Below are 25,050 nucleotides of genomic sequence, written 5' to 3'. Positions count from 1 at the left end.
GATCAGCTTTCGTCAACCGTCAGGTCAACTTGTTGCCGGCCATCAGAAGTGGGTACGCGTCGTCCGGCAGTTGCCCAAGCTGTTCGAAAAACCGCAACAGGTCGAACTGTGGATAGCTCTCGGCCAATCGCCCGTCCTGCTGTCGCAACATGATCTGTTGAAAGACTTCCACCTTTGCCCCGTTGACACGCGACGTGCAATTAATCCTCATGAACACTGACGCCCAGTTGTCGACATCCAGCGCCTTCAAAAACGTCACCTGTATGTCCCGCACCAAAGAAAAGAGTATGGCCATCCATTCCCGAACTTCATTTGGTTCAACACCCCTGTCACCAACCAGGATCACGTCATTGGGCGCAGGCTGGAAATACGTATCAATGCAATCCATGCGCTCTTGCTCCCACACTTCGGTGTAGAACTGCCTCAAGATGTCAGATGTTGTAGGCATCAACGCAGCCGCGTCCCGCCCAGCATCACTGCCATGGCGTTCTCCGGCAACATTCCCAGCTGCTCAAACAGTGTCAGGGAATCGGTGCCGGTGTAGATTTCCACCATTTTTCCGCCATCAAAGCGCGCGATGACTTGCCCGAAAACATGAACGGGATCGCCGGTATCGGCGGCATGACTTTTGATCTCTACCAGAGCCGACAGCCAATCGTCTTGTTCCATTGTGATGGGAAGGGTGATTTCGATTGTGCCAAGCAATTCGCGCACCATCGTCACCAGATCTTCCAAATCATCGATGGCGAAGGGCATGTCGCCCATTATGCCGCGAGAACGGGCATTTGGGGCCAGGAACTTAGGGATCGCCTCCAGATCCCCATTGGTCCAAACCTCATCATACCAGCCTTGCAGGGTCTTGACCTTGTTCGGCATGGAGCCCTCGTTTTGAAATCACCTCTGTAAGATCAGCGATAGCGCGAGGGGCTTAACAACCCTTAAAGTTGTGGAGAAAAATGCACGCGTCAGCCAAATACTTGCGGCGTCGCGTCGGAACGTAGTGGATTGAAAGTGCAGGCTTCTGTTGCCAGGTGCCTGCGAACCCCGCCTTACGCGGCTAGGCGCAAGGGCTTAAGTTTCGATTTAGGTAACAGCTTACGCTGCTACTGCCATCGGAGCACGATTGTCATTTGCAATTGTACAAGTTTCGCCGGTAACGGTGGCAGACAGCCGAGACAAAGCAAACCCCTTTAGACGTCCGTCGATCCTATTTCGACCCCATGGTCCCCCAAATGAAGGGATGTTTGGTGGAGTCGCCGGGTACCGCCCCCGGGTCCGATCCGCTTATTACGAGCGCGTTTATGTCCATAGTCCCGAAGGACACTGTCTAAGTATGTGACCGATGCGCCTTTTGCAATCTGTGTGGGTGTCAGACAGTAAATTTTTTGGAGTGGAGAAGACAAGCGTTTACTTCAAGAATAGCGTTTAGCACTTTGATTACAGGGCGCTTACAGCGAACTGCATCGCCCGAATTGCGCCAAGATTGACGGACAACGCGACAGCGGCCACAGCCACTTCCGAGCCGAAGAATATCCATTTGAGCCGTGTCGTGCCGTCCGCGATGAGCGATGTGACCCGCCCGAGCGCACCACCCGCCCAGATGAAGCCAAGCATTGCATAGGCCACATGCGTGCCCAACCACAGCGCCCCCAGTCCGGCCACCACAAACAATGCGCCGGAGGCTGCCCGCACCTCGGATCGACCCATGGTCGAGCCACCGTCCTTCAGGTCAACCGTTTTCATTGTGTAGCGTGGTGCAAGCCAGCCCAATGCGCCGAAAAAGATCGTGATCATGGCAATGGCGGAGTTGATGACTGTAATCCAGTCCATGGGCGTCCTCATGCGTTAGGTCAGGAACGTAACGCACGGTGCTGCCCAAAGGTTCACACGTTCGCGCCCAGAAACCACAGCGCCAGTGCCGCCTCAATGCCGCCGAAGACCAGCACCTTTTTCACTGGCGGTTTATCGAACAAAAGGGACAAGGCACGCCCCAATGCGGCGCCGGTGAACGCAAAGCCGATCATCGCATAGCCCAGTGGCGCATTGATCCAGATGGCCGCTAGTCCTGCGACGACAAATAACCCCCCGACCGATGCCCGCATTTCACTTAACCCCATGGTGCTGTCCGTGGTGGCCAGATCCAGTGCCGCGGCCGTGTAGCGCGGCGCAAGAAACCCGAACAGCCCGAAGGCTATGGTCAGAAGCGCGGCGACGATGTTGATGATGTCGATCATGAGGCGCAGGTAGGGCCTGACCCCTAAGGTGGCAAGCCTAGAACGCGTCGCGGATTGGCGTGTTCAGCATGGCTTCGAGTGTATTGTTGAACGCTGCAAGGTCGGTGGACGGGTCCAAAGCGCAGACAGTCTTTATATCGACCGAGATGTGACGACGTCCTTTTCTGATCCCGAGGAATGTCCAGAAGTAATCGTAGCGCGCGGGCTGGAACTTGCCCAGTCCATCCAACCGCAACAACAGGACCGGACGGTCAGGATTGGTTTGCAGGATGTCGTAAGCGCCCGACAGGTGCGGTGCGATCACTTCGGGTTCCTGTTGGCGTGTATGGCCGGCCGGAAACAGCAGAACGCTCTCCTCGCGTTCCAGTGCGCGCAGAATGCGTTGCATGCTCGCTTCTTTCTGCGCTTGTCGGCGTTCTGGTGTCCACGTCTTGGGTGAGCTGACCGGTATGGCCCGCGCCACGAACATCGGAAACCACTGTATCCAGTTGTAATATTCGTTGTAGTGCACGACCGGCCGAATGCGTTGTGTGGTATAGAGGATGGCAGCGATCAATGGGCCATCGAAGCGGCTGACATGGGTCGCTAGGATCAACGCGCCGGGCGTGTCCTGAAGCAAGTGCTTGCCCGAGCAACTGACATTATAGAAAAGCGCGAAGTACGTTCGAACGATGGCAAAGAAGACGTGGCGCAACCATTTGCCTAAAGTCTGGTCGATCAATCGCAACATCTTCCGGGAACCTGGCACTGCACGTTGTTGACCTGACATTTGCGGCCTTGGTCCGTTTGGTCAATGGCTTTCTCAGATTGCAGTCCACAGGCCGACGCCACCCACGACAATCAAACTTAGCGCCCACACAAGCTCAAGGTCGAACCAGCTTCGGCTCAGGAATTGCAGGCCCAGCCAGCGGTGCACTGCGTAGGCGACCGCGCCCCCAGATCCCATCATGGCAACCGTATGCAGCACGGCCACGCCAAGCGCCAATGCCGTGGTTGCCATAAGGGCAGAAGCGGCACGGTGCCCGGCATCCAATTCTTCGATCGCGCAGAGGCCGAGGTAGATGGGCACCAGCATCAGTGCCGCGCCATGGGCCAAAGCAACCAGAAATGACCAAAGCGTCAGCTTGTGCGGTGGAATCCGGGCCAGAAACCGAGGATGTTTGCGCGTAATAGCAAGATAGAGACCCATCGCGATCACGATCAGCCCTGCGCCGATGCGAATCTCGCGTTCGTAGTCGATCAGCAGCGTCATCATGGAAAAGGGCAGCAGGATGCCCAGCATCGCCGCGAAATGGCCAAGGCTCAGCGCCCCAAGCGCGGGCCACAGCGCGCTGCGCCGCCGCTCGAACAGCGCGGAAGAGACAGCCAAAGGCCACCCCATGCCGGGGTTCAGACCGTGATACAGGCCAGAGAGGATCACGGCGAGCCAGAGGCCCGCCGCGGTCGTGAGGTCCATCAGACGGACGGGTAGCAGAAACTGTCCGTCGAACAGTCGCCGCCCTCAAGTCTAATCTGGTGGCTGCGATAGCCTTCCGGGAACTTGGTCCAGAAGTTCTCATCCAGCGTCAGGCCACCGTTTTCACCCACATGGGCCATCACCATGGCGGCCCCGCGTTCCCCGGGATAGAACTGATCGTCCCATGTGGAGTAGAGCGAGTTGGTCCAGTAGACGCGCTTGCCGTCACGGCTGATCTCGACCATCTGGGGGCCGTAGCCAAAGTCCTGACCATTGGGGTGCTTGGTCTTTTTGACGATGCCGCCAATCTCGACCTTGCCCGCCAGAACGGGGTTCATCGGGTCGGACACATCATATTGATGCATCTCACCCAGTCCCCAGCACGCGACATACAGGTACTTGTCATCAAGGCTCAGGTCGATGTCCGTGACCAGTGGCGGCACCGCACCAAAGCCTTTCAGCAGCTCGGGCAGGTCATCGGCATCCGCAGGCACGGGATCAATGGTGATCGTCTTCTTAGCCTGCCACTCACCATCCTCATCACGCCACCAGGTAAAGATCGCGCCTTGCAGGTTGGTGGTGTCGACGACCACGCCGCAGAACCCGTATTCCTTGACCGGATCGTGGGCCGGGCGGATTTCCAGCGCCATCTGGTGGTTCTCGCCCAGATCAATGGACTTTGTCACCTTGCGCCCGCGCAAGTCCCAGAAATGGATCGTGTGGCCGTACTTGTTCGACAGCAAATCCTCCGGCACCACGCCGTTTTCGAATTGCGGCGGCAGGCCCCATTCGGAACTCACCATGTAGTCGCGCGGCAGGTTCCACCAGAAATCATAGTGCTTGTCCTGAATGCCGCGATCCATCTCGTAGCGGCCCAGGATGTCAAAGGTTTCGCAATCCATGATGAAGATGCCGGGTGGTCCGTCGGTTCCATCCTCACCACCGCCGCCAAGGGTCGAGACATAGATGCCTTCTGGCCCGCAATGGATAGTATGGGGGCGCGAATACCCCGTCTTTTCAAACAGTTCTTCGGGTTCGATGATCTTGTGGATTTTGGCATCAAGCGGTTCTTTCACATCAATGATGTAGATACGCGACGACCGGATGCCCGGAATGATCAGGTAGCGGCGTTCCAGAAACGCGTGGCCAGTCAGGGGCGACAGGGCGGATGAACAGGCGTTCCAGCCAAAATGGTGAAATTCGTCACCGAGGTTCGGCACATACAACTCGTGCACAATCTGGCTGTAGGTGTCGCTGGTGGGGTCCACATCCACGACGGCCAATCCGTCCGGCTTGGTCCCATCCGGGCTGAGCATCAGCGTAAACGCCAGCTTCTCAACCGGGGCCTCCATCGCCATCTTGGGCGAGGGGTAAAATGTGGGGTCTGGTCTCAAATTCATGGGCTTCCTCCCTGAAGCGGTGTGAATAACGGTGCCCGGCCCCTTGTTGCGTCGTTGCGACTTATGGCTGAGGGATCAGGCGGTCTTCTCCTTGTCTTTTCTGCTTTGGCGTGCGGCGACGACCGAATGGGCCAGATGCCGCGTATAGGCTTCGAGTTTCACCAGCAGTGCGTCGATGCGGGTGGCATCCTGCGCCTCGACCGCATCCGCGATGTCGGTATGCAGGGCCACAATTTCTTCCCGCGACCGCGCCGTGAAAGTGATCATGTTCATCAGGGGCTGCATCGCCTCGACCGCACCGGCCAGTTGATAGCTCAGGACCTTGTTGCCCGCGCCATCGACCAGCGCCCGGTGAAAGGTTACGTCAGACGCGCAAAACGCCTCATCCGTCAGGCCCGGCTGCTCTTGGCGGTGAATTTCGGCCCGCATGGTCGCCAGATGATCAGGGGTGCGGCGTTCGGCCGACAGCGGTGCACAAGCGCGTTCCAGCGCGTAGCGCGCCTCGCAGGCCACATCGAAGCTGACGGCGTTCATGGACAAAAGCAGGGTCGAAGTGGTGACTTGCTGGGCATAGGCGTCTTCGAACCGCAGCCGGTTCACGAACGCGCCGCCGGTGGCCCCACGCTGGGTTCGGATCAGAGATTGCGCAGCGAGTCGCTTCAGCGCCTCGCGCACTGTGGGCCGGGACACGTCGAAGTGATCAGCAAGCTCGGCCTCGGACGGAAGCCGTTGATCCACAATCAAATCACCCGCAATGATGGCATCCCGGATTGCTTTGGCAATCTGGGCAGAGAGATCAACTGTGCTGTCAGGATCAATTTTCATTTGTCTTACATTTTAATGTCTGACATTTAAGCTGGCAAGCATTGAGTCGTGTGGGTTCAGGGAGGACACATGCCGCATCTTGTCAGATCCACGCTCTGGCTGGGGTTCTTCGGGGCCATTCTCGCGTCGTGGTGGGTCATGTATTCCATGTCGCTTTCGATGGATGTCGACCTGATCGGCAGGCCCGGAGAGATGGGCGCGCGCATGGCCGCCATGGACCCGCGGATGCCGATGTATATGCCCATGGCAAATTTCGGCCCGCTCTTTGCGATGTGGGCAATCATGATGGCGGCCATGATGCTGCCCACGCTGGTGCCCACCCTGCGCAGCTACGAAGACCTGATGGTGTCCGCCGACGGCACGCGGGCAGGGTGGTTGGGCGTCTTGCTCGGCTATTTCGTGGTCTGGGTCGCTTTCGCCGCTCTTATAACCGGCGTCCAATTGGCCTTGCTTTATGGCGGCGTCATCGACATGCTGGGAATATCCAAGACCACCACATTTGCGGGCCTGCTGTTGCTGGCCGTTGGTCTGTTCCAATTCACCCGAGCGAAGGAAATCTGCCATGGCGTCTGCCATAGCCCAATGATGTATTTCCTCGGCCATTGGCGGACCGGCTTCCAGGGCGGTTTGCGCATGGGCCTCGGCCTTGGCGCGTTCTGCGTGGGCTGCTGCTGGGGCTTTATGGCGCTTGGATTTGTCGGCGGGGTGATGAGTCTTCTTTGGATGGGTCTCGCCACTCTCTTTATGGTGATCGAAAAACTGCCCCAGATCGGGCATGTTGTCACAAAACCCATGGGGGTTCTGCTGACCCTCGCAGGGCTGGCCGTGCTGGCTTGGCCCTTTGTAAACGGAGGATAATATGGCCGTGAAAAAACGCCCCGACGCGGACAAGTTGCCCGTCAGCCAGCGCATCGACAGCCGGATGCCCAATCCGGGCCGCCGCCAGATGTCGCCCACCGAATGGGCCATCAAGGGCGAGCTGTTCCTGAACTGCTCGTGCGAGCTGTTCTGCCCCTGCGTGGTGTCCCTTGGCGCACACCCACCCACCGAAGGGCACTGCCACGCGTGGATGGCCATCGCGATCGACGAGGGCCATTTTGAGGGCGAAGACCTCTCGGGCCTTAACGTGGGTCTGATGGTCGATATTCCGGGCCGGATGGGCGAAGGCGGGTGGCGCGTTGCGGCTTATGTAGACGAGCGGGCGTCGGGCAAAGCCTATAATGGCATCCTGCAAATCTTTTCGGGCGCCGCGGGCGGCACCACGGGCCTCTTCACCATGCTGGTCAGCGACATCGTGGGCGCCGAGCGCGAAAAGGTCGAGATTGTGCGCGAGGGCAAGAAACGCGGGCTCTATATCGGGCGCAAGATCCAGGGCGAGATCGAGATGATCACCGGCAAGTCCGAGGATCACCCAGTGATGATCACCAACTCCAAATACTGGATGGGCCCCGACATCATCGCGGCGCGCGGTGTGAAATCCAAGGTGCGCGATTACGGCCGCATCTGGGACTTCGGCGGCAAGTCGGCCGAGATTTGCCCCATTGACTGGAAAGGGCCCAAGCCGTGATCGACGCGGGTTATGTACGCACCATGGCCCGTTACAATGGCTGGCAGAACCGCCAGCTGACGGAGATGCTGACGGGTGTACCGGACGCGGAGCTACGCAAGGATCGCGGCGCGTTCTTCGGCTCAATCATGGCGACGCTCAACCACATCCTGTGGGGCGATGCGATGTGGATGAGCCGTTTTGACCCCAAGATACCTGCGCCAGCGGTGCCACCCGAACAGCACAAGGATTTCACTCCGACCTTCGCGGTCTGGAGTGCAGAACGCTTCCGCATGGACGGCACGATCCGGCTTTGGGGTGACGCGCTCGACACTGTGGCACTCAAGGGCGACCTGTCCTGGTATTCGGGGACCCTCAAGCAGCACTTTCAAATGCCGCTGGAGACTTGTGTGACCCATCTCTTCACCCACCAGACCCACCACCGGGGTCAGGTGCACGCCATGATGACCGCTGCGGGCCTGTCTGCGCCGGTCACTGATATCGTATTCATGCCAAAGGACGAGTGATGGCCGTCATTTCTCCATCGCGCCGCCTGCGCCGCACACCCTTTTCTGATGGGGTCGAGGCCGCAGGGGTAAAAGCCTACACCATCTACAACCGGATGCTGCTGCCTACCGTCTTTGAAAGCGCGGAGGCGGACTATCGTCACCTCAAGGATCACGTGCAGGTCTGGGACGTGTCTGTCGAACGGCAAGTCGAGTTGCGCGGCCCCGATGCAGGACGATTGATGCAGATGCTGACCCCGCGCGACCTGCGCCGCATGCTGCCGGGGCAGTGCTACTATGTGCCCATCGTGGATGAAACCGGGGGCATGCTGAACGATCCTGTCGCGGTGAAACTCAGCGAAGACCGCTGGTGGATCTCCATCGCGGACAGCGACCTGCTGCTGTGGGTCAAAGGGATCGCCAATGGCTACCGGCTGGATGTGCTTGTGGATGAACCCGACGTGTCACCGCTGGCTGTTCAAGGGCCCAAGGCCGACGACTTGATGCAGCGCGTGTTTGGTGAACGGGTCCGGGACATCCGCTTTTTTCGTTTCGACATGTTCCAGTTCGAAGGCTGCGATCTGGCCATCGCCCGCTCGGGCTATTCCAAGCAAGGCGGGTTCGAGATTTACGTACCTGACAGCGCGCAGGGTATGCCGCTGTGGAACGCACTGTTCGACGCTGGCGAGGATTTGCAAGTGCGCGCGGGCTGCCCCAACGGGATCGAACGGATCGAAGGTGGCCTTCTGTCCTACGGCAACGACATGACCGATGACAACACACCGCACGAGTGCGGGCTGGGCCGGTTCTGTGACACGCAAACGGCCATCGGTTGTATCGGGCGAGACGCTTTGTTGCGTGTGTCCAAGGAAGGGCCGGTGCAGCAGATCCGCCCCATCGCCATTCACGGCGACGCCGTTCCCACCTGCGACCGGCCTTGGCCGCTCCTGGCTGGGGGCAAGCGCGTGGGGCAGATCACATCCGCCGCCTGGTCGCCTGATTTCAAGACCAACGTCGCCATCGGCATGGTGCGCATGACGCATTGGGACCCCGGCACCGATTTGGAGGTCGACACCCTCGACGGGATGCGCCGCGCCACGGTACAAGAGACGTTCTGGTTGTGAAGTCGGACCGGGGCGCTGCCCCGGACCCCGCGGTTTAATTTGCGAAATGAAGCAGGGGGTCGTCCCCGGAAAATGGAGAGCGATATGTTCAATGCACTGGTGGTCAACAAGGACGAGGACAGCGGCAAGACATCCGCTGCGGTGCAGGAGCTGTCCCTGGATGATCTGCCTGAAGCCGAGGTGACGGTGGCGGTCGAGTACTCGACCGTGAACTACAAGGACGGGCTGTGCATTGGCCCCGGTGGCGGGTTGGTGCGCAAGTACCCCCATGTGCCGGGAATCGATTTTGCGGGCACGGTCGAGGCATCGGATGATGACCGCTACAAGCCCGGCGACAAGGTTGTATTGACCGGTTGGCGCGTGGGCGAGGCGCATTGGGGTGGCTATTCACAGAAGGCGCGGGTCAAGGCCGATTGGTTGGTGCCGCTGCCCGAGGGCCTTGATACGCGGCAGGCGATGGCCGTGGGCACCGCTGGTTTCACTGCAATGTTGGCTGTGATGGCGCTGGAGGACCACGGGATCAAATCTGGCCCGGTGCTTGTCACCGGTGCTGCGGGCGGTGTGGGGTCGGTCGCCACTGCCATTCTCGCCAATCTGGGTCACAAGGTGGCCGGTGTCACCGGGCGACCCGAGACAGCTGACTATCTGACGTCGCTGGGGGCCAGCCAGATCGTAGCCCGCGAAGAGATCAACGAGACCACCAAGCGCCCGCTCGAAGGGGAAACCTGGGGGGGCTGTGTCGACGCCGTAGGCGGCGCGATGCTGGCCCGTGTTCTGGGGCAGATGGAATATGGCGCAAGTGTTGCTGCCGTTGGTCTGGCCGGTGGCGCGGCCTTGCCTGCCACGGTCATCCCGTTCCTGCTGCGTGGTGTGAACCTGTTGGGCATCGACTCTGTCATGCAGCCCTATGACAACCGCGTCCGCGCCTGGAGCCGTATTGCCAAGGACCTGCCCATGGACAAGCTCGACGCCATGGTCCAGCCTGCAACCCTGACTGATCTGCCCAAGCTTGGGGCGGATATTTTGGCAGGCCAGGTCAAGGGTCGCGTCGTGGTCGACGTGAACGCCTGATCGGTCTAAACGGGTCTTCGAACAAACGTCGGAGACCCGCATGACCGCTTATGACGACCAGAACATTTTTGCCAAGATCCTGCGGGGCGAGATCCCCAATGTGACTGTCTATGAAGACGACGACACGCTGTGTTTCATGGACATCATGCCACGCACGGATGGGCATTGTCTGGTTATCCCCAAGACGCCGTGTCGCAACGTGCTGGATGCAAGCGACGCGCAATTGGCGTCTGTGATGGCGACGGTGAAGAAGGTGGCGAATGCCGCCAAGGTAGCATTCGAAGCGGACGGCATCACCTTGCAGCAATTCAACGAGGCCGCCGGTGGGCAGGAAGTCTTTCACCTGCATTTCCACATCCATCCCCGGCACGAAGGCGTTTTAATGCGCCCGCCAGGCAAGATGGGGGATATGGACGCCATCAAGGCGCATGCAGATGCGATCCGCGCAGCCCTCTGAACGAGAAAGGGGCGCCGCAATAGGCGCCCCTTTTTGTTTTCTTCTTTCCAAGCCTATTCTGCCGGTTGGCCGATCGCATCATCCGTTTTGGCCCGCCGGCTGTCATTGAACAACGCCTTGACCAAAGACACCATCATCAAGACCATGATGATCGTGAAGGGCAGGGCGCCGATGATCATCGCATCCTGCAACGAGGCCAACGGATCGCCACCGCGGCCAGATGCACCTGCGATAATCAGGCCCCCAATCACACCCGTCATGATGAGACCCCAGATGATCCGGTGCTTGATCCCCGTTTCCTGCGCGCCACCCGACATGATTGTGTTCATCACTAGGATGCCCGAGTCAGCGGATGTAACAAGGAAGGTCATGATCAACACCACGCACATCACGGTGATGGCTGACAGGAACCCGCCATCGATCATGTAGCTGAGTGTCACGAACAGCTTGTTGGTGTTGGACGCGCCGATGATGGCACCCTCCGCCACGCCCTGCAGTTCCAGATCAATGGCCGTCCCACCAAGGATGGTCATCCATGCAAAGCAGACCAGCGCCGGCGCGAACACGCAGCCCAGGATGAATTCGCGGATCGTGCGCCCTTTTGAAATACGCGCAAGGAACAGACCTACAAAGGGCGAGAACGCGATCCACCAGGCCCAATAGAAGGTGGTCCAACCGGACTGCCAGCCGAAAAGACGCCCTTGGGTGCCCGCCGCATATGCTGCGACCTGTGCATCTGTTGGCAATTGGGCAGCCGCGCCTTCAAGCCCTTCGGTGAACGCTGTTTGGCTGCCCCACGCATTGGTTGCGCCGCCATAAAGATCAGCGGCCAAGGGGGCGGCTTCTTCAGGCAACGCGGTTGCAAACGTGTCCTGACCCAGCGGGCTGTAGGCCTCAAAGCTCAACGGGATGAACTGGAGGATGTAGTCCACAAGTGCGGTGCCATATGTCGTCATTGCAAACATAAAACTGCCGAAGACAACAAAGGTGAGCAGCAGGATGATCGACAGGACAAGGTTGAGGTTCGACAGGTACTTAATCCCGCGGCCCACGCCTGACACGGCGGACAGGATCGACAGAAACATGATCACACACAGGGCGGAGAGCAATCCAACGGTGGACGGTGTCGGTGGCGCATCGCCTTCGGCAACCCCCATCAACCACTCCATGCCCGTGACCGCGTAAACGCCATCGACGAACTGGCTCACGCCGTAGCCGATGGTGACCGACACGCCGAGGATGGTGGCAACCACACCCAGCACGTCCACGATGTGGCCGACGATGCCATTGGCGACCTTCCCCAGCAGAGGTGTCAGGGCGGATCGGATCGTCAGGGGCATGTCACGGGTATATGCGTAATAGGCAAGGCTCAGCCCCGTCACCACGTAGATGGCCCAGGCATGAAATCCGTAATGCAGGAAGGTGTAGCGGTAGGCCGATGTGAGTGCCTCTGGACTGTTGCCTGCAACGTTACCTGCAACGGTTTCGGGGTTTGATCCCCACAGCCCCAACGGCTCAGCCGTGGCAAACACCATCAGGCCGACGCCAAGGCCCGCACCGAACATCATCGAAAACCACGAGAAGTTCGAAAACTCGGGGACCGTGTCATGCCCACCCAGCTTGCGTTTGCCGGTTGGCAGGATCGCAAGGGCAAACAAAAAGAATGCAAAGCACCCGACTGAAATGATGTAGAACGAGTTGAACCCCTGCAAGAGCGCCCAATTCCAACTGTCGAGCGTGCCATTGGCGCTGACGGGAAAAAGAATGGCCCAAAGCACGAGGGCGACCATGATCGCCTTGGACTTGAGCGCGATGGGAAGGCTGTAGCCTTCGTAGAACCCTGATTCCTGCTTGTTGATATCAAGATCCGTGAACGGTTCCTTTATCGCCATGTGTCGGCTCCCTGTCTGTTGGGTTGGCCCGGCATCTTGTGTGACCTGGGCTTGGGTTTCAGCACACCGCTTCACACAACAAAGCCAGCGGCCAAAGGGTGCGCCACAAACTGCGCAACCTTCCTCTAGGGTGGCAGGCTCGCGTCAGAACACTGGTGAAATCCCGACAGCAAGAGGTGCCGATTTGACGTTTTTTGTCGGTTTTCGGTGCATATCGGGGCGACTGATCACGTCGGTAGGCGCCTCCGAAACGCGCACGAATCTCGAAAACTGAGACAAAAATCGTGATGTGCCATGCGCACACTGGAAGCCACCATAGCACGAAATCGGCCCGATTCCTGAAAAGGAGGTGACGAAATTTCATATCGGAACCAGAAACGGCCATCTGGTGCCCAAAGCGACCCGCCGAAGGGAAAATAATTCTTCTTCAATTGGCGAACCCGTGGTTTGCTCCTGTCATAAAAATGAAAACAGGAAGGTAACCATGTCAATTCAACCTCCATTGACGGAGCTGCCGATAAAAACAGCGGACAGCGGTTTTTATCGCGGCTTTAGCGTCAACGTTGCTGTGGTCAGTAAGATCATCATAAGCATGCTGGTCGTGTGGTGCATTGTTTGGCCCACAGAAGCAGGCACCATTCTGGGTGACTGGAACAGCGTAATTCTTGCAAACTTCGCCGCTTGGTACATCTGGGTCGTCGCATTCTTTGTGCTTGTTTGCCTGGGACTTGCGATCTGGCCAACGGCCGGGCGTCTGAATCTTGGCCAACCCGGGGAAAAGCCTGAATTCACCAACTTCTCGTGGTTCTCTATGATGTTCGGCGCCGGTATCGGCGTAGGAATGCTCACTTGGGCCGTGGCGGAACCGGTTGCACACTTCAAAAACAACCCGTCCGTCATTCAGGGTGCGACCACGGCACTGGGCGAAGACAACGTGCGCGAGGCCTATGTCTGGTCCTTCCTGCACTGGGGTCTTGGCGCGTGGGCCTGCTACGCGGTGGCGGGGCTGGCGCTGGCGTTCTTCAGCTATCGCCGTGGTCTGCCGCTGACGATCCGGTCGTCACTGACACCGCTGTTCGGTGCGCGCCTGTCCGGGTTCCTTGGCAACCTGATCGATATCGTGGCGGTTGTGGCAACCATCCTTGGTGTGGCTCAGACCCTCGGCTTTGGTGTCGAGCAGTTTGTGGCCGGTCTGACCCGTATCGGCATCGGTGGTCTGGTGCAGGAAAGCGGTTCCGCGACGACGCTGGGCATCATCGTGGCCTTGCTGGTGATCATGGGCGCTTCGACCCTGTCGGCTCTTTCGGGCGTGGGCAAGGGGATCAAGTGGCTGTCGAACATCAACATGGTCTTGTCGATCTTTCTGCTCAGCTTCTTCATCATTTTTGGCGCGACGTTCTTTGGCGCTGCAGCCTTCTTTGTCGGTATCTGGGATTATCTGATCTCGCTGCCGTGGCTCAGCTTCAACGTCTATGCCGCTGACGGTGTCGAAGGGTCCGAAGCGTTCCTGCTGGCGCAATGGCAGGGCTGGTGGCCCGTGTTCTACTGGGCGTGGTGGATCGCATTCGCACCGTTCGTGGGCTTGTTCCTGGCGCGCATCTCTCGCGGTCGGACCATCCGCGAATTCGTGCTGGGTGCCATGATCGTTCCGTCGCTGATGTGCTTTGTCTGGTTTTCGTGGGCCGGTGGTACCGCCATCGATCTGGAACTGAACGGCGACGCAAACGGTGTCATTCTGGACGCGGCCAATGGCGACAAGATCTTTGCCATGACCGAATTCATGCTGGCACCCATCGCAGAGTTCCTGGCTTGGGCCATGGCAGTCGTCATCGTTGTGCTCTTGATGACGTTCCTCGTGACATCCGCAGACTCCGCGGTTCTGATCGTGAACACCATCAACGCCGCTGGCGACGAAGGACCCAAGGCACGCCCCCACATCCTGTTCTGGGGCGGTGCCCTTGGCCTCGTGGTGGCAGGCTTGCTCATCTCAGGCGGAACCGGTGCCATTCAGACGGCGATGGTGATCGGCGCGTTGCCATTCTCGATCGTGATGGCGCTGATGTGCGTGGCATTGATCAAGGCGATCTACAATGACGGTCGCCGCGAGGCAGCGGGTGTACCCGCCGTGCATTCGGAAATTCCGGGTGCGACCGGCAACGGGCTATCGCCGGCCGAATAGGCGCGGTTGAGAACTCAAATGAAGGCCCCGGTGCTTGCGCGCCGGGGCCTTTGTCTTATCGTGGCCTCAGTATTGAAAGGTTCACTCATGTCTCTCGATCTCGAGTTCGTCCGCGCGCAATTCCCCGCCTTCGCCGAACCGTCCCTGCAAGGGCAGGCATTCTTCGAAAACGCTGGTGGCAGCTATACCTGCGGTTACGTCATCGACCGGCTGTTTCGCTTCTACACCCAGCGCAAAGTGCAGCCCTATGCCGATTACGAGGCCTCCCGCCTAGGTGGAGAGGAAATGGACGAGGCGCGCACCCGGATGGCCGCCCTGCTTGGCGTCGATGATGACGAATTGAGCTTTGGGCCATCAACGACCCAGAACACCTACGTTCTGGCGCAAGCATTTGCCCAGATGATGGAGCCCGGTGAGGCCATCGTCGTCACCAACCAGGATCACGAAGCCAACAGCGGTCCGTGGCGCCGCTTGACCGATCGCGGGATCGAGGTGCGCGAGTGGCAGCTTGACCCCGGCACCGGTCATTTGGACCCGGCGGCCCTCGAACAACTGCTGGACGAGAAGGTGCGTCTGGTCTGCTTTCCGCACTGCTCCAACGTCGTCGGAGAGATCAATCCGGTGACCGAAATCACCGCACTTGCCCACGCGGCGGGCGCTTTTGTCTGTGTCGATGGCGTCAGCTACGCGCCCCACGGCTTCCCGGATGTGGGTGATCTTGGCCCCGACATCTACCTGTTTTCGGCCTACAAGACCTACGGCCCGCATCAAGGTCTGATGGTCATCCGCCGCACGCTGGGGGAGCTCCTTCCAAACCAGGGGCACTCTTTCAACGCCGGGTCGCTTTACAAGCGGTTCACACCGGCGGGACCCGATCATGCACAGGTTGCCGCCTGTGCAGGCATGGCAGATTATGTAGACGCTTTGTACGATCATCATGTCGGTGGTGGTCACACACAAGTGTCCCCGCGGGGACAGATCGTGCACGACCTCATGCGCGCCCGCGAAGTCGAAGCGCTGGCTCGCGTGATGGCCATGCTCAAGGATCGCAACGACCTGCGGGTGCTCGGTCCCACGGATGCGGCCACACGTGCGCCCACGATTGCTTTGGATCTGGGCCGTGACCCTGTGGCCGTGGCTGCGGAGCTGGCCGGGCACGGTATCATGGCAGGTGGCGGGGACTTCTATGCCGGGCGGGCGTTGCAGGCGATGGGTGTCGATCCCGACCGTGGCGTCCTGCGCCTCAGCTTCACGCATTACACCAGCGACGCCGAGATTGATCAGCTGTTGAACGCCCTCGACACAGTTCTGTGACGCAAGGGCAGCCTGCGACACCTTGATCCAAAGCGCTGCGTGCTACGTAAGCCTTGGTTAAGAATAAGGAACGGGGCCTTGAGCAGCACACCGATCATCATGTGGTTCCGCCGCGACCTGCGGCTGAGCGATCACCCAGCTTTGAAAGCCGCCTGTGACAGCGGGCGTCCGGTCATCCCGGTGGTGATCCGCGATGCCAGCGTGGATGATCTGGGGGCCGCGCCAAAGTGGCGCTGGGGCCTTGGCATCGAACACCTGTCGCAGTCATTGAAAGACAAGGGCAGCAGACTGATCTTTCGCTCCGGTGACGCGCTGGAGGTGCTGCAAAAGCTGATCGAAGAGACCGGTGCAGGGGCCGTCTATTGGTCGCGTCTTTACGATCCCCAAGCGGTCGAGCGGGACAGCAAGATCAAGACCGCCCTCAAGGAACAGGACATCGACGCGCGCAGCTATGGCGGGCACCTGATGTTCGAGCCGTGGACAACCGAGACCAAGACCGGCGGCTTTTACAAGGTCTACACCCCGTTCTGGCGGTCGGTGAAGGACCGCGATGTGGATGCGCCGCTGCCCACACCCGGCTCGTTTGCAACGCCTGCGAAATGGCCCGACGGCGAAGATCTTGGCACGTGGTCCTTGGGCAAAGCCATGAACCGTGGCGCCGACGTGGTCAGGCCCTACGTTCGCTTGGGCGAAAGTGCTGCACAGTCCCGTCTGGGGGCGTTCATGGCCTCCAAGGTCGCAAGCTACAATGAAGGCCGCGATATTCCGGGCGAAGACCGCACGTCCAACCTGTCGGAAAACCTGGCCTTGGGAGAGATCAGTCCGCATCAGTGTTGGCACGCTGGCGTGCGTGCATTGAACGAAGGCAAATCCGGGGCGGAGATATTCCTTAAGGAACTGGTGTGGCGCGAGTTTGCCTACCATCTGATGCACCACACGCCCCGCATTCTGGACCAGAACTGGAAAGAGGATTGGGACAGCTTTCCATGGAACGAAGATGCGCGCGGGGCGCAAGTCTGGGCTTGGAAAAAAGGGCGCACGGGCATCCGCTTCGTCGATGCCGCCATGCGGGAACTCTATGTGACAGGACGGATGCACAACCGGGGCCGGATGATCGTGGCCTCGTACCTGTGCAAGCACCTGATGACACATTGGCGCATTGGTCAGCAGTGGTTCGAGGACTGCCTGATCGACTGGGACCCGGCCAGCAATGCGATGGGCTGGCAATGGTCTGCAGGGTCGGGGCCAGACGCGACCCCATACTTCCGAGTATTCAACCCGGTCACGCAACTCGACAAATTCGACAAGAACCGCGATTATGTCAGCCGCTGGATCGCGGAAGGACGCAGCAACAAGGCGGCCGAGGCATTGTCCTTTTTCGATGCGATCCCCCGACACTGGGGCATGTCACCGGATGATGAGTACCCCGATCCGATTGTACCGGCGGATGAAGGGCGCAAACGGGCGCTAAGTGCTTATGAAAACCGTGATTTTTAACGACAACCGCCTGCGCATGGTTGCGCAGCACAATGTGTCAAGCTAACTTGACAAAAACGCGAATGGGGAGCGTGCATGATCCTGACAACGACTGACGGCCAGACCGGCTTGCCACGGTATTTTACCCGTGTCTTTTCGATGGCTCAGGGGATGAACACAGGCCGCGTGGACTTTGTGCTCGCGGATGGGCGCCGGTTTCGGGCCGAAGGGCCAAATCCCGGTCCCGTGGCCGAGGTGCATATCCACAATGACGATATTTTTGCGCGGCTGATCCGTGAAGGAGACCTTGGATTCTGTGACGCGTATCTGGATGAATGGTGGACCACGCCGGACTTGCAGGCTTTCATGGACTGGGTGCACGCCGACAATGACAGCCTTTACGATGGCTTCCCCGGCATGGGGCTGGTCCGTCATTTCGAGCGCTTTCGTTTCTGGTTGCAACGCAACCACCGCGATCAGGCGCGCAAGAACATCAGTTATCACTACGATCTGGGCAATGACTTCTATGGTCTGTGGCTGGACGACACGATGACCTATTCATCCGCCCTGTTCGAGACGGGACAGGAAAGCCATGAAGCTGCGCAAATTGCCAAATACGCCAGCATGATTGACCAGATGGGCGCGCAACCGGGTGACCACATTCTGGAAATCGGCTGCGGCTGGGGGGGCTTTGCCGAATACGCGGCCAAAGAGCGCGGCCTTAAGGTGACAGGGCTGACGATCAGTGAGGAACAGATCAAGTATGCCCGTGAGCGCATTGAAAAGGCAGGTCTTTCTGGCCAGGTGGACTTCAAGCTGCAAGACTACCGGGACGAACGTGGCACCTATGACGGCATTGCGTCGATCGAGATGTTCGAAGCAGTTGGCGAGAAATACTGGCCCATCTACTTCGAGACCGTGCGTGAACGCCTCAAACCCGGCAAGAACGCAACCTTGCAGATCATCACCGTGCAAGATCGGCGTTGGAAGGTCTACAAACGGGGCGTGGACTTTATCCAGAAATACATCTTTCCGGGTGGTATGTTACCAAGCCCTTCGGCCTTGCGTGAACAGGTCGTCAAGGCAGGCCTTGGCATCGAAAAGTCGATTGAATTTGGCCAAAGCTACAACATCTCGCTGCGCCGTTGGCACGATACGTTCAACCAAAGGTGGGACCAGATCGCCGAGATGGGCTTTGACGATCGATTCCGCCGGATGTGGAATTTTTACCTCACCTCTTGCGCGGCGACCTTTGAAAGTGCCAACTGCGACGTAACGCAGATCACGATCAAACGACCCGGATAGCCATGAACGAGCACATAAATGCCTGACGCAGCCAAACTGGTGGCCGCTTTGGGCCTTGGGCTTCTGGCCTTTATCGTGTCCGGCATGATCATGCCGCTGTTCGAGGAAGACACCAATTTTGGATGGTTCACGCATGTGAACGTTGTCGTCGGGGTCATTTGCGGCTGGATTGTTATCGGCAGTCGGGCCGGACGTGGCATGACCTCTGCCATCAACGTCGGCCTGACCGGACCGGTTGTCTTGGTGTTCTGGGGCCTTTTCATACAGTCGTGCAACGAAATGGTCCGGATCGCGATGAAAAATCGGTATGATGGTGCGTTCGACGCATTGGTCGACGTTTTTCAGATCGGCGCCGAATGGGCACTTTTGATGAGCACGATCCCGATCTGGACGACGCTGTTGCTGGGGGGCGTCATCACAGGCGTTCTGACCGAATACGCGTGGCGCACCTGGCGATAGATCAATGAACACATTGTTTTTCTACGGCACGTTGCGACACGTGCCCTTGCTGGAATGCGTTCTGGGTCGCTCATCCGATACGCTTGATCTGGCGGAGGCGCAGTTGCCTGACCACGTGGCGCTGTCGTCGCCCGACGGGCACTATCCTGTGTTGCGTCCCCAACGTGGCACTGCCACGGCAGGCGTCATTGTGCGCGCCTTGTCAGATCAGGACATCGCGCGTCTGAACCACTATGAAGGTGGGTTTGCATATGAGTTGCGCAAAGTCACCCTGAGCACGGGCGAAAGTGCTGCCGTGTATATCCCGGACGCCAGCGTCCAATCACTGGACACCGCGTGGGATTTCCAAGCGTGGCAGGATCGTTGGGCGGACATGACCCTTTGGGCGGCCAAAGAGGTGATGGACGCGTTCGGACGAATGTCACCCGCCGACATCGCAACCCGGTTTCCGCGCATCCGCGCCCGGGCATGGAGCAAGGTTCTGGCGCAGTCCGGGCGGCACGGGCTGGGTGTCTTGCGGGGACAGGTGGACGTTGTTTCGCGGACACAAGCCTATAGCAATTTCTACGCCTTGGAAGATGTCCAACTGCGTCACGAAGAATTCGATGGCGGCATGTCGGACACGCTTGATCGGGCTGTGCTCGTATCATCGGATGCGGCGATTGTCCTGCCCTATGACCCTGATCGGGATCGTGTCTTGCTTGTGGAACAGATCCGGCTTGGCCCGATTGGTCGTGCAGATCCCGTGTGCTGGCAAATGGAGCCTGTTGCGGGTCTGATCGATCCTGGCGAGACGCCCGAGCAAGCCGCGCGCCGCGAAGGGGCCGAAGAAGCCGACCTTGTGTTCCAAAGGCTGGAACCGGCGGGGGAATGCTATGCCTCGCCCGGTGCTGCGACTGACTTTTTCCATTTGTTCGTGGGTTTGTGCGATTTGCCCGATGGCAGTGCGGGTCTTGGCGGAGAGCCGACGGAAGGCGAGAACATTCGCAGCCACCTGATGTCCTTTGATGCGCTTCTGAACATGGCCGAAGACCGCCGGGTTGCGAATACACCTTTGGCCATGCTGACCTATTGGCTGGGGCATCACCGTGCGCGGTTGCGCAACCGGGCCTGAGCTAACGTGGCTTGAGGTCACGGGGCACCACAGCTACACCTTTGGCGAACGACGAAAGGAATGCCCCATGCGCTACGCATCTGATCTGGCCGAGGCCATTGGAAACACGCCCCTGATCAAGCTGCGCAGGGCGAGCGAAGAGACGGGGTGCACAATTCTTGGCAAGGCCGAGTTCATGAACCCCGGCCAGTCTGTCAAGGACCGCGCGGCCCTCGCCATCATTCAAGAGGCCGTGGCAAGTGGCGAATTGCGCCCCGGTGGAACCATTGTCGAGGGCACGGCGGGCAATACGGGCATTGGCCTTGCTCTTGTCGGCGCTTCAATGGGCTTCAAGACGGTGATCGTAATCCCGGAGACACAAAGCCAGGAAAAGAAGGACATGTTGCGCCTTGCCGGGGCCGAGTTGGTGCAGGTGCCAGCGGCTCCTTACCGCAATCCGAACAACTTCGTCCGTTATTCCGGTCGTCTGGCCGAAAAGCTTGCCAAGACGGAACCGAATGGCGCGATCTGGGCCAATCAGTTCGACAATGTCGCCAATCGCAAAGCCCATATCGAAACCACCGGACCTGAGATATGGGACCAGACCGACGGCAAGGTCGACGGCTTCATCTGTGCCGTGGGGTCTGGTGGGACATTGGCCGGCGTGGCCCAGGTGTTGCAGCCCAAAGGTGTCAAGATCGGTCTGGCTGACCCGGACGGCGCGGGGCTTTTCAGCTACTTCACAACCGGCGAAATCGCGATGGAAGGGTCCTCCATTGCCGAAGGCATCGGGCAAGTACGCATCACCAAGAACCTTGAAGGGCTGACCCCGGATTTCAACTACAATATCCACGATTCAGAAGCGTTGCCAATTGTCTTCGATCTGCTGGAACATGAGGGCCTGTGCCTTGGTGCGTCGTCCGGTGTGAACGTGGCCGGGGCCATTCGCATGGCTAAGGATATGGGTCCGGGCCACACCATCGTGACCATCCTGTGCGACTTTGGCACACGCTATCAGTCCAAGCTGTTCAATCCTGATTTCCTTAAGGAAAAAGGCCTGCCCGTGCCAGAGTGGCTTGATCAGGGACCATCCAGCATTCCCGGCGTTTTCGAGGACGTGTGATGCATCTCGCCTTTGTGCGTGCCGCAATTCTGTCGCTGTGCTTTGCTGTCTTTGCAACATGCACCACCGCGCAAAACGCCGGGCCGGACTACGCATCATGGCAAACGGCCGCATCGCGCGCGGAAGACGCGGTAGAGACGGCGCGAGCGTCCGATCGCGCCCTTGAAACCTTACGAGCCGAGGTGGCGGATTGGCGGCTGCAATTCCAAAACCAGCTGAACGCCAATGACAGCCGGTTGCAGACGTTACGCGACCAGATCGCGGCCCTTGGGCCTGCGCCCGAGGAAGGGCAGGATGAAGCGTCGGAAATTGCAAACAGGCGGGCCGAATTGAATGCCCAGCTTGAACGGTTGAGCACACCGCGACGAACCGCCGAAGAAGCGTTCAGCCGCGCCAATGGCATCATCACTGAAATTGACGAAATCCTGCGCCAGCGACAGACAGATGAACTGTTGAACATGGGGCCGTGGCCGGTCAATCCATCGAACTGGTCAACCGCCGCGCGACATGCCCAAGACACGTTGATCGCGATGTCAGCGGGGATACGGCAGGCGTGGAAAAACCCGTCGCGCATGTCGAATGCCAGCGACAACCTGCCTTTGATCCTTGTGTTGCTGGCCATTGGTATCGTGCTGCTGGCGCGCTCGCGCTACTGGTCGGAGCTGTTGGCCGTGCGCATCCAGCGTGGCGATGCCAGATCAAGTGCGGGCGTGGCAAGTTTTGTCGTGTCACTGGGGCAGATCATCCTGCCCATGCTGGGCCTGTTCGCGTTCATTCGGGCGGTTCGTGCCACGCAGCTCTTCGGCCCGCGCGGTGATTTGTTGCTGGACGCGCTTGAAGGTGTGGGCCTTGTGCTGTTCTTCTCGCTCTGGCTGGCAAGCCGTTTGTTCCCCAAGGACGACGCCCTGCGAGCACCAGTCGCCATTCCTGAGAATCGGCGGTCCGAGGGACGCATCTATACCGTCACTCTGGGCGTCGTCTTTGCGATCTACATCCTGCTGGGCCGCTTTTCCGACTTCGACCGCTATGATCCAGGGTCAGACGCGGTTCTGAACTTCCCACTGATCATGGTGGCGTCCCTTATTCTGATCCGGTTGGGGTGGCTCTTGCGTCGGCGTGTCCGCGACAGCGCCGAAGACAGTGATCACGAGGCGCGCTATGGCGACCGCATCGTCGGCACCGTTGGGCAGGCCGTGATTGCCGTGGGCCTGATCGCCCCGATCCTTGCCGCGCTGGGGTTTGGTGCAGCGGCAAAATTCCTGACCTATCCCATGATCCTGACGCTGGCGCTGATCGGTACGGTCGTTCTGTTGCAGGGTGTAATCCGCGACGCCTATGCCGCGCTGCGACCGGGTGAGGGCGCGCGGGACAGTCTGGTGCCGACCCTTCTCGGGTTCCTGGTCGTTCTGCTCGCCATCATCCCGCTGTCCCTGATCTGGGGGGCACGTGTGACCGACCTGACGGAAGTGTGGGCCACCCTGCGATCTGGCCTGACCATCGGTGACATGACCATCTCACCCGGCAGCTTCTTTACGCTGATTGTCGTCTTTGTCATCGGCTACCTTCTGACCCGCGCGGTGCAGAACGCGTTGAAAACCTCTGTTCTGCCAAAGACCAGGATTGATCCGGGCGGGCAGGTCGCGATTGTGTCGGGCCTTGGTTATGTCGGTATTTTCCTAGCGGCCCTGATTGCCATCACGTCCGCAGGCATTGATCTGTCAAGCCTTGCCATCGTGGCCGGAGCCCTTTCCGTCGGCATCGGCTTTGGTCTGCAAACCATCGTGTCGAACTTTGTGTCCGGTATCATCCTGTTGATCGAGCGTCCCATTTCCGAAGGTGACTGGATCGAGGTTGGAGGGCAAATGGGCTACGTGCGCTCGATATCGGTCCGCTCGACGCGGATTGAAACCTTCGACCGCACGGACGTCATCGTGCCCAATGCCGACCTGATCTCGGGCACGGTCACCAACTACACCCGCGGCAACACTGTGGGCCGCGTGATCATACCCGTGGGCGTGGCCTATGGCACCGACACACGCCGGGTCGAGGCGGTGTTGAAAGAGATTGCAGATGCCCATCCCATGGCCCTTGCCAATCCACCACCCGCCGTCCTGTTCATGGGCTTTGGTGCGGACAGCCTCGACTTTGAAATCCGCATCATTCTGCGTGATGTAAATTGGATGCTGGCCGTCAAGAACGAGATCAACCACCAGATCGCGGCTCGGTTCGAAGCGGAAGGAATCGAGATACCCTTTGCCCAGCGGGATGTGTGGCTGCGCAACCCGGAAGTTCTGCAACCCCAGTCACAGGGGGACAAGCCTGCGGCGGCCCCACCAACGGTTCAGCATATTGACCAAACCGACATGGACCCGGACAGCCCGGCCGAGGATGGAGACGGACGATGACCAGCCCCTTGTTTCGCGATGACGCCTATGCCCGTGATGCAGACGGTGTTGTGATGGCACACACCCCCGAGGGCGGTATCGTTCTGGACCAGACCGTGTTCTATCCCACGGGTGGCGGACAACCCGGTGACAGCGGAGCGCTGACATGGTCCGGTGGCGCGCTTGGTATCGCGACTGCGATCAAGGGCGATGACGATGCGATTGTATTGGTTCCGGCAGAACCACGTGCCTTGCCACCTGTCGGGACAAATGTGACTCAAAGCCTCGATTGGGACCGCCGCTATGCGCATATGCGCGTACACACGGCCTTGCATTTGTTGTCGGTGGCACTGCCGTTCGGCGTCACCGGAGGCTCTGTCGGGGCAGGGCGCGGGCGACTGGATTTCGACATGGCCGATGCCCCGGAAAACCGCGACGAGGTCGAAGAGATGCTGAACGCCCACGTGTCCGCCGATATCCCCGTCAGCGCCGAATGGATCACCGATGCCGAGCTTGATGCCAACCCCGGCATGGTCAAGACACTGTCGGTCCAGCCACCCCGTGGTGCGGGGCGGATCCGTCTGATCCGCATTGGCGAGGCCGACACAACCGTGGACCTGCAACCCTGCGGCGGCACCCATGTGGCCCGCACAGGCGAGATCGGTAGCCTGCGCATCGGCAAGATCGAAAAGAAGGGGCGGATGAACCGGCGCGTTTATCTACATCTGGACCGATAGGGGCACGCGGCAGCTTTCTTTCATCTTGCGACTTGCATTCGACCACCGGGTTTGGATAAAGACGCCCCACGGACAGGTGGCCGAGTGGTCGAAGGCGCACGCCTGGAAAGTGTGTAGGCGGGAGACCGTCTCCAGGGTTCGAATCCCTGTCTGTCCGCCACTCTTCCTTTTTGCACCACGCTTCAGGTCATGTGAGAACCTGCTTGTGGGGTCGAACCGCGTTTCTTTGACCAGTTTCGGAGTTGGTGCATTGCGGTCTGCGGTCGAACAGCTTTCTGCCGATACGCATCAAGGGCACAAGCTGGGCAGCGGTTCAGAACATTGTCGTGACTGTCGCATTTTATCGAGGGCTTTCATTGCGGTGGCTCCGAACCGTCGTGAAGAAGTACAGCCTGAACCGGGGGAAATAAGTTGAATTGCTGAAAGATGACCCGATGCGCGGAACTGCGTCAGCAGACCCAACGTCAAG

Annotated in this window: 24 protein-coding genes, 1 tRNA gene and 1 other RNA gene; 16 read left to right on the top strand and 10 right to left on the bottom strand. The window is 59.3% G+C overall.

Annotation, left to right across the window (positions count from 1 at the left end):
• Nucleotides 1-19 precede the first annotated feature (19 nt).
• The 9 genes from Q1A32_RS11295 to Q1A32_RS11255 form a co-directional block, all read right to left on the bottom strand.
• Nucleotides 20-388, bottom strand: coding sequence for a hypothetical protein (locus Q1A32_RS11295; RefSeq protein ID WP_299653042.1), 369 nt, complete (start codon nt 386-388; stop codon nt 20-22).
• A 59-nt stretch (nt 389-447) separates the two neighbouring features.
• Nucleotides 448-876 carry an ester cyclase gene (locus tag Q1A32_RS11290; protein ID WP_299614515.1) on the bottom strand — a complete coding sequence of 143 codons (429 nt, stop codon included), beginning with the start codon at nt 874-876 and terminating at the stop codon, nt 448-450.
• A gap of 134 nt (nt 877-1,010) precedes the next feature.
• Nucleotides 1,011-1,361, bottom strand: a transfer-messenger RNA (tmRNA) gene (gene ssrA / locus Q1A32_RS11285).
• A gap of 76 nt (nt 1,362-1,437) precedes the next feature.
• On the bottom strand, nt 1,438-1,830 hold the full coding sequence (locus Q1A32_RS11280; RefSeq protein WP_299653039.1) for a DUF4345 family protein: 393 nt from the start codon (nt 1,828-1,830) through the stop codon (nt 1,438-1,440).
• A 53-nt stretch (nt 1,831-1,883) separates the two neighbouring features.
• The gene (locus tag Q1A32_RS11275) at nt 1,884-2,234 is read right to left on the bottom strand and encodes a DUF4345 family protein (protein ID WP_299653036.1); all 351 of its coding nucleotides are present in this window, start codon (nt 2,232-2,234) and stop codon (nt 1,884-1,886) included.
• Nucleotides 2,235-2,271: 37 nt separating this feature from the next.
• Entirely contained in the window at nt 2,272-2,964 is a 693-nt protein-coding gene (locus tag Q1A32_RS11270; RefSeq protein ID WP_299653033.1) for a 1-acyl-sn-glycerol-3-phosphate acyltransferase, read from the bottom strand.
• A 72-nt stretch (nt 2,965-3,036) separates the two neighbouring features.
• Nucleotides 3,037-3,690, bottom strand: coding sequence for a hypothetical protein (locus Q1A32_RS11265; RefSeq protein WP_299653030.1), 654 nt, complete (start codon nt 3,688-3,690; stop codon nt 3,037-3,039).
• Nucleotides 3,690-5,090, bottom strand: coding sequence for a selenium-binding protein SBP56-related protein (locus Q1A32_RS11260; RefSeq protein ID WP_299653028.1), 1,401 nt, complete (start codon nt 5,088-5,090; stop codon nt 3,690-3,692). The genes Q1A32_RS11265 and Q1A32_RS11260 overlap by 1 nt, the downstream gene beginning before the upstream one ends.
• Nucleotides 5,091-5,165: 75 nt before the next feature.
• A complete protein-coding gene (locus tag Q1A32_RS11255) occupies nt 5,166-5,915 on the bottom strand; it encodes a FadR/GntR family transcriptional regulator (RefSeq protein ID WP_299653025.1) in 750 nt (249 codons plus the stop codon).
• Between the two features lie 69 nt (nt 5,916-5,984).
• On the opposite strand from Q1A32_RS11255, the gene Q1A32_RS11250 reads away from it, so the two are divergent.
• From Q1A32_RS11250 to Q1A32_RS11225, 6 genes are all read left to right on the top strand, one after another.
• Complete coding sequence (locus tag Q1A32_RS11250) at nt 5,985-6,773, top strand: DUF2182 domain-containing protein (protein WP_299653022.1); 789 nt, start codon at nt 5,985-5,987, stop codon at nt 6,771-6,773.
• 1 nt (nt 6,774) lies between these two features.
• Nucleotides 6,775-7,482, top strand: coding sequence for a DUF1326 domain-containing protein (locus Q1A32_RS11245; protein ID WP_299196282.1), 708 nt, complete (start codon nt 6,775-6,777; stop codon nt 7,480-7,482).
• Nucleotides 7,479-7,988 (top strand): DinB family protein, encoded by a 510-nt coding sequence (locus Q1A32_RS11240; RefSeq protein WP_299653019.1) that lies wholly within the window; start codon nt 7,479-7,481, stop codon nt 7,986-7,988. The genes Q1A32_RS11245 and Q1A32_RS11240 overlap by 4 nt, the downstream gene beginning before the upstream one ends.
• Entirely contained in the window at nt 7,988-9,091 is a 1,104-nt protein-coding gene (locus tag Q1A32_RS11235) for a dimethylsulfoniopropionate demethylase (RefSeq protein ID WP_299653016.1), read from the top strand. The genes Q1A32_RS11240 and Q1A32_RS11235 overlap by 1 nt, the downstream gene beginning before the upstream one ends.
• 84 nt (nt 9,092-9,175) lie before the next feature.
• Nucleotides 9,176-10,162, top strand: coding sequence for an acryloyl-CoA reductase (gene acuI, locus Q1A32_RS11230; RefSeq protein ID WP_299653013.1), 987 nt, complete (start codon nt 9,176-9,178; stop codon nt 10,160-10,162).
• A gap of 40 nt (nt 10,163-10,202) precedes the next feature.
• Nucleotides 10,203-10,619 (top strand): HIT family protein, encoded by a 417-nt coding sequence (locus tag Q1A32_RS11225; protein WP_299653010.1) that lies wholly within the window; start codon nt 10,203-10,205, stop codon nt 10,617-10,619.
• Between the two features lie 53 nt (nt 10,620-10,672).
• Here the strand turns inward: Q1A32_RS11225 and Q1A32_RS11220 are convergent, their stop codons facing one another.
• Complete coding sequence (locus Q1A32_RS11220; protein ID WP_299653007.1) at nt 10,673-12,511, bottom strand: BCCT family transporter; 1,839 nt, start codon at nt 12,509-12,511, stop codon at nt 10,673-10,675.
• Between the two features lie 484 nt (nt 12,512-12,995).
• Here Q1A32_RS11220 and Q1A32_RS11215 point away from each other — a divergent pair, with 484 nt between their 5' ends.
• From Q1A32_RS11215 to Q1A32_RS11170, 10 genes are all read left to right on the top strand, one after another.
• Nucleotides 12,996-14,690 carry a BCCT family transporter gene (locus tag Q1A32_RS11215; protein WP_299653004.1) on the top strand — a complete coding sequence of 565 codons (1,695 nt, stop codon included), beginning with the start codon at nt 12,996-12,998 and terminating at the stop codon, nt 14,688-14,690.
• Nucleotides 14,691-14,777: 87 nt separating this feature from the next.
• Nucleotides 14,778-16,004: an aminotransferase class V-fold PLP-dependent enzyme gene (locus Q1A32_RS11210; protein WP_299653001.1), complete on the top strand. Its 1,227-nt coding sequence runs from the start codon at nt 14,778-14,780 to the stop codon at nt 16,002-16,004.
• A gap of 78 nt (nt 16,005-16,082) precedes the next feature.
• Nucleotides 16,083-17,501, top strand: coding sequence for a deoxyribodipyrimidine photo-lyase (locus tag Q1A32_RS11205; RefSeq protein ID WP_299652998.1), 1,419 nt, complete (start codon nt 16,083-16,085; stop codon nt 17,499-17,501).
• A gap of 75 nt (nt 17,502-17,576) precedes the next feature.
• On the top strand, nt 17,577-18,785 hold the full coding sequence (locus tag Q1A32_RS11200) for a cyclopropane-fatty-acyl-phospholipid synthase family protein (protein WP_299614534.1): 1,209 nt from the start codon (nt 17,577-17,579) through the stop codon (nt 18,783-18,785).
• Nucleotides 18,786-18,803: 18 nt separating this feature from the next.
• Nucleotides 18,804-19,244, top strand: a complete 441-nt coding sequence (locus tag Q1A32_RS11195; RefSeq protein ID WP_299652995.1) for a TrgA family protein — start codon at nt 18,804-18,806, stop codon at nt 19,242-19,244.
• 4 nt (nt 19,245-19,248) lie between these two features.
• Nucleotides 19,249-20,358 carry an NUDIX domain-containing protein gene (locus Q1A32_RS11190; protein WP_299652992.1) on the top strand — a complete coding sequence of 370 codons (1,110 nt, stop codon included), beginning with the start codon at nt 19,249-19,251 and terminating at the stop codon, nt 20,356-20,358.
• A gap of 67 nt (nt 20,359-20,425) precedes the next feature.
• Nucleotides 20,426-21,460, top strand: coding sequence for a cysteine synthase A (locus Q1A32_RS11185; RefSeq protein ID WP_299652989.1), 1,035 nt, complete (start codon nt 20,426-20,428; stop codon nt 21,458-21,460).
• Nucleotides 21,460-23,865, top strand: coding sequence for a DUF3772 domain-containing protein (locus Q1A32_RS11180; protein ID WP_299652986.1), 2,406 nt, complete (start codon nt 21,460-21,462; stop codon nt 23,863-23,865). The genes Q1A32_RS11185 and Q1A32_RS11180 overlap by 1 nt, the downstream gene beginning before the upstream one ends.
• On the top strand, nt 23,862-24,581 hold the full coding sequence (locus tag Q1A32_RS11175; RefSeq protein WP_299652983.1) for an alanyl-tRNA editing protein: 720 nt from the start codon (nt 23,862-23,864) through the stop codon (nt 24,579-24,581). The genes Q1A32_RS11180 and Q1A32_RS11175 overlap by 4 nt, the downstream gene beginning before the upstream one ends.
• 70 nt (nt 24,582-24,651) lie before the next feature.
• Nucleotides 24,652-24,741 (top strand) — tRNA-Ser (locus tag Q1A32_RS11170).
• The last annotated feature ends 309 nt before the right edge of the window (nt 24,742-25,050 follow it).

This window comes from uncultured Tateyamaria sp. (genome assembly GCF_947503415.1).
In the GTDB taxonomy this organism is placed as follows: Bacteria; Pseudomonadota; Alphaproteobacteria; order Rhodobacterales; family Rhodobacteraceae; genus Tateyamaria.
The sequence above is the reverse complement of the archived record's forward strand: the minus strand, read 5'-3'. Positions and strand labels throughout refer to the sequence as shown.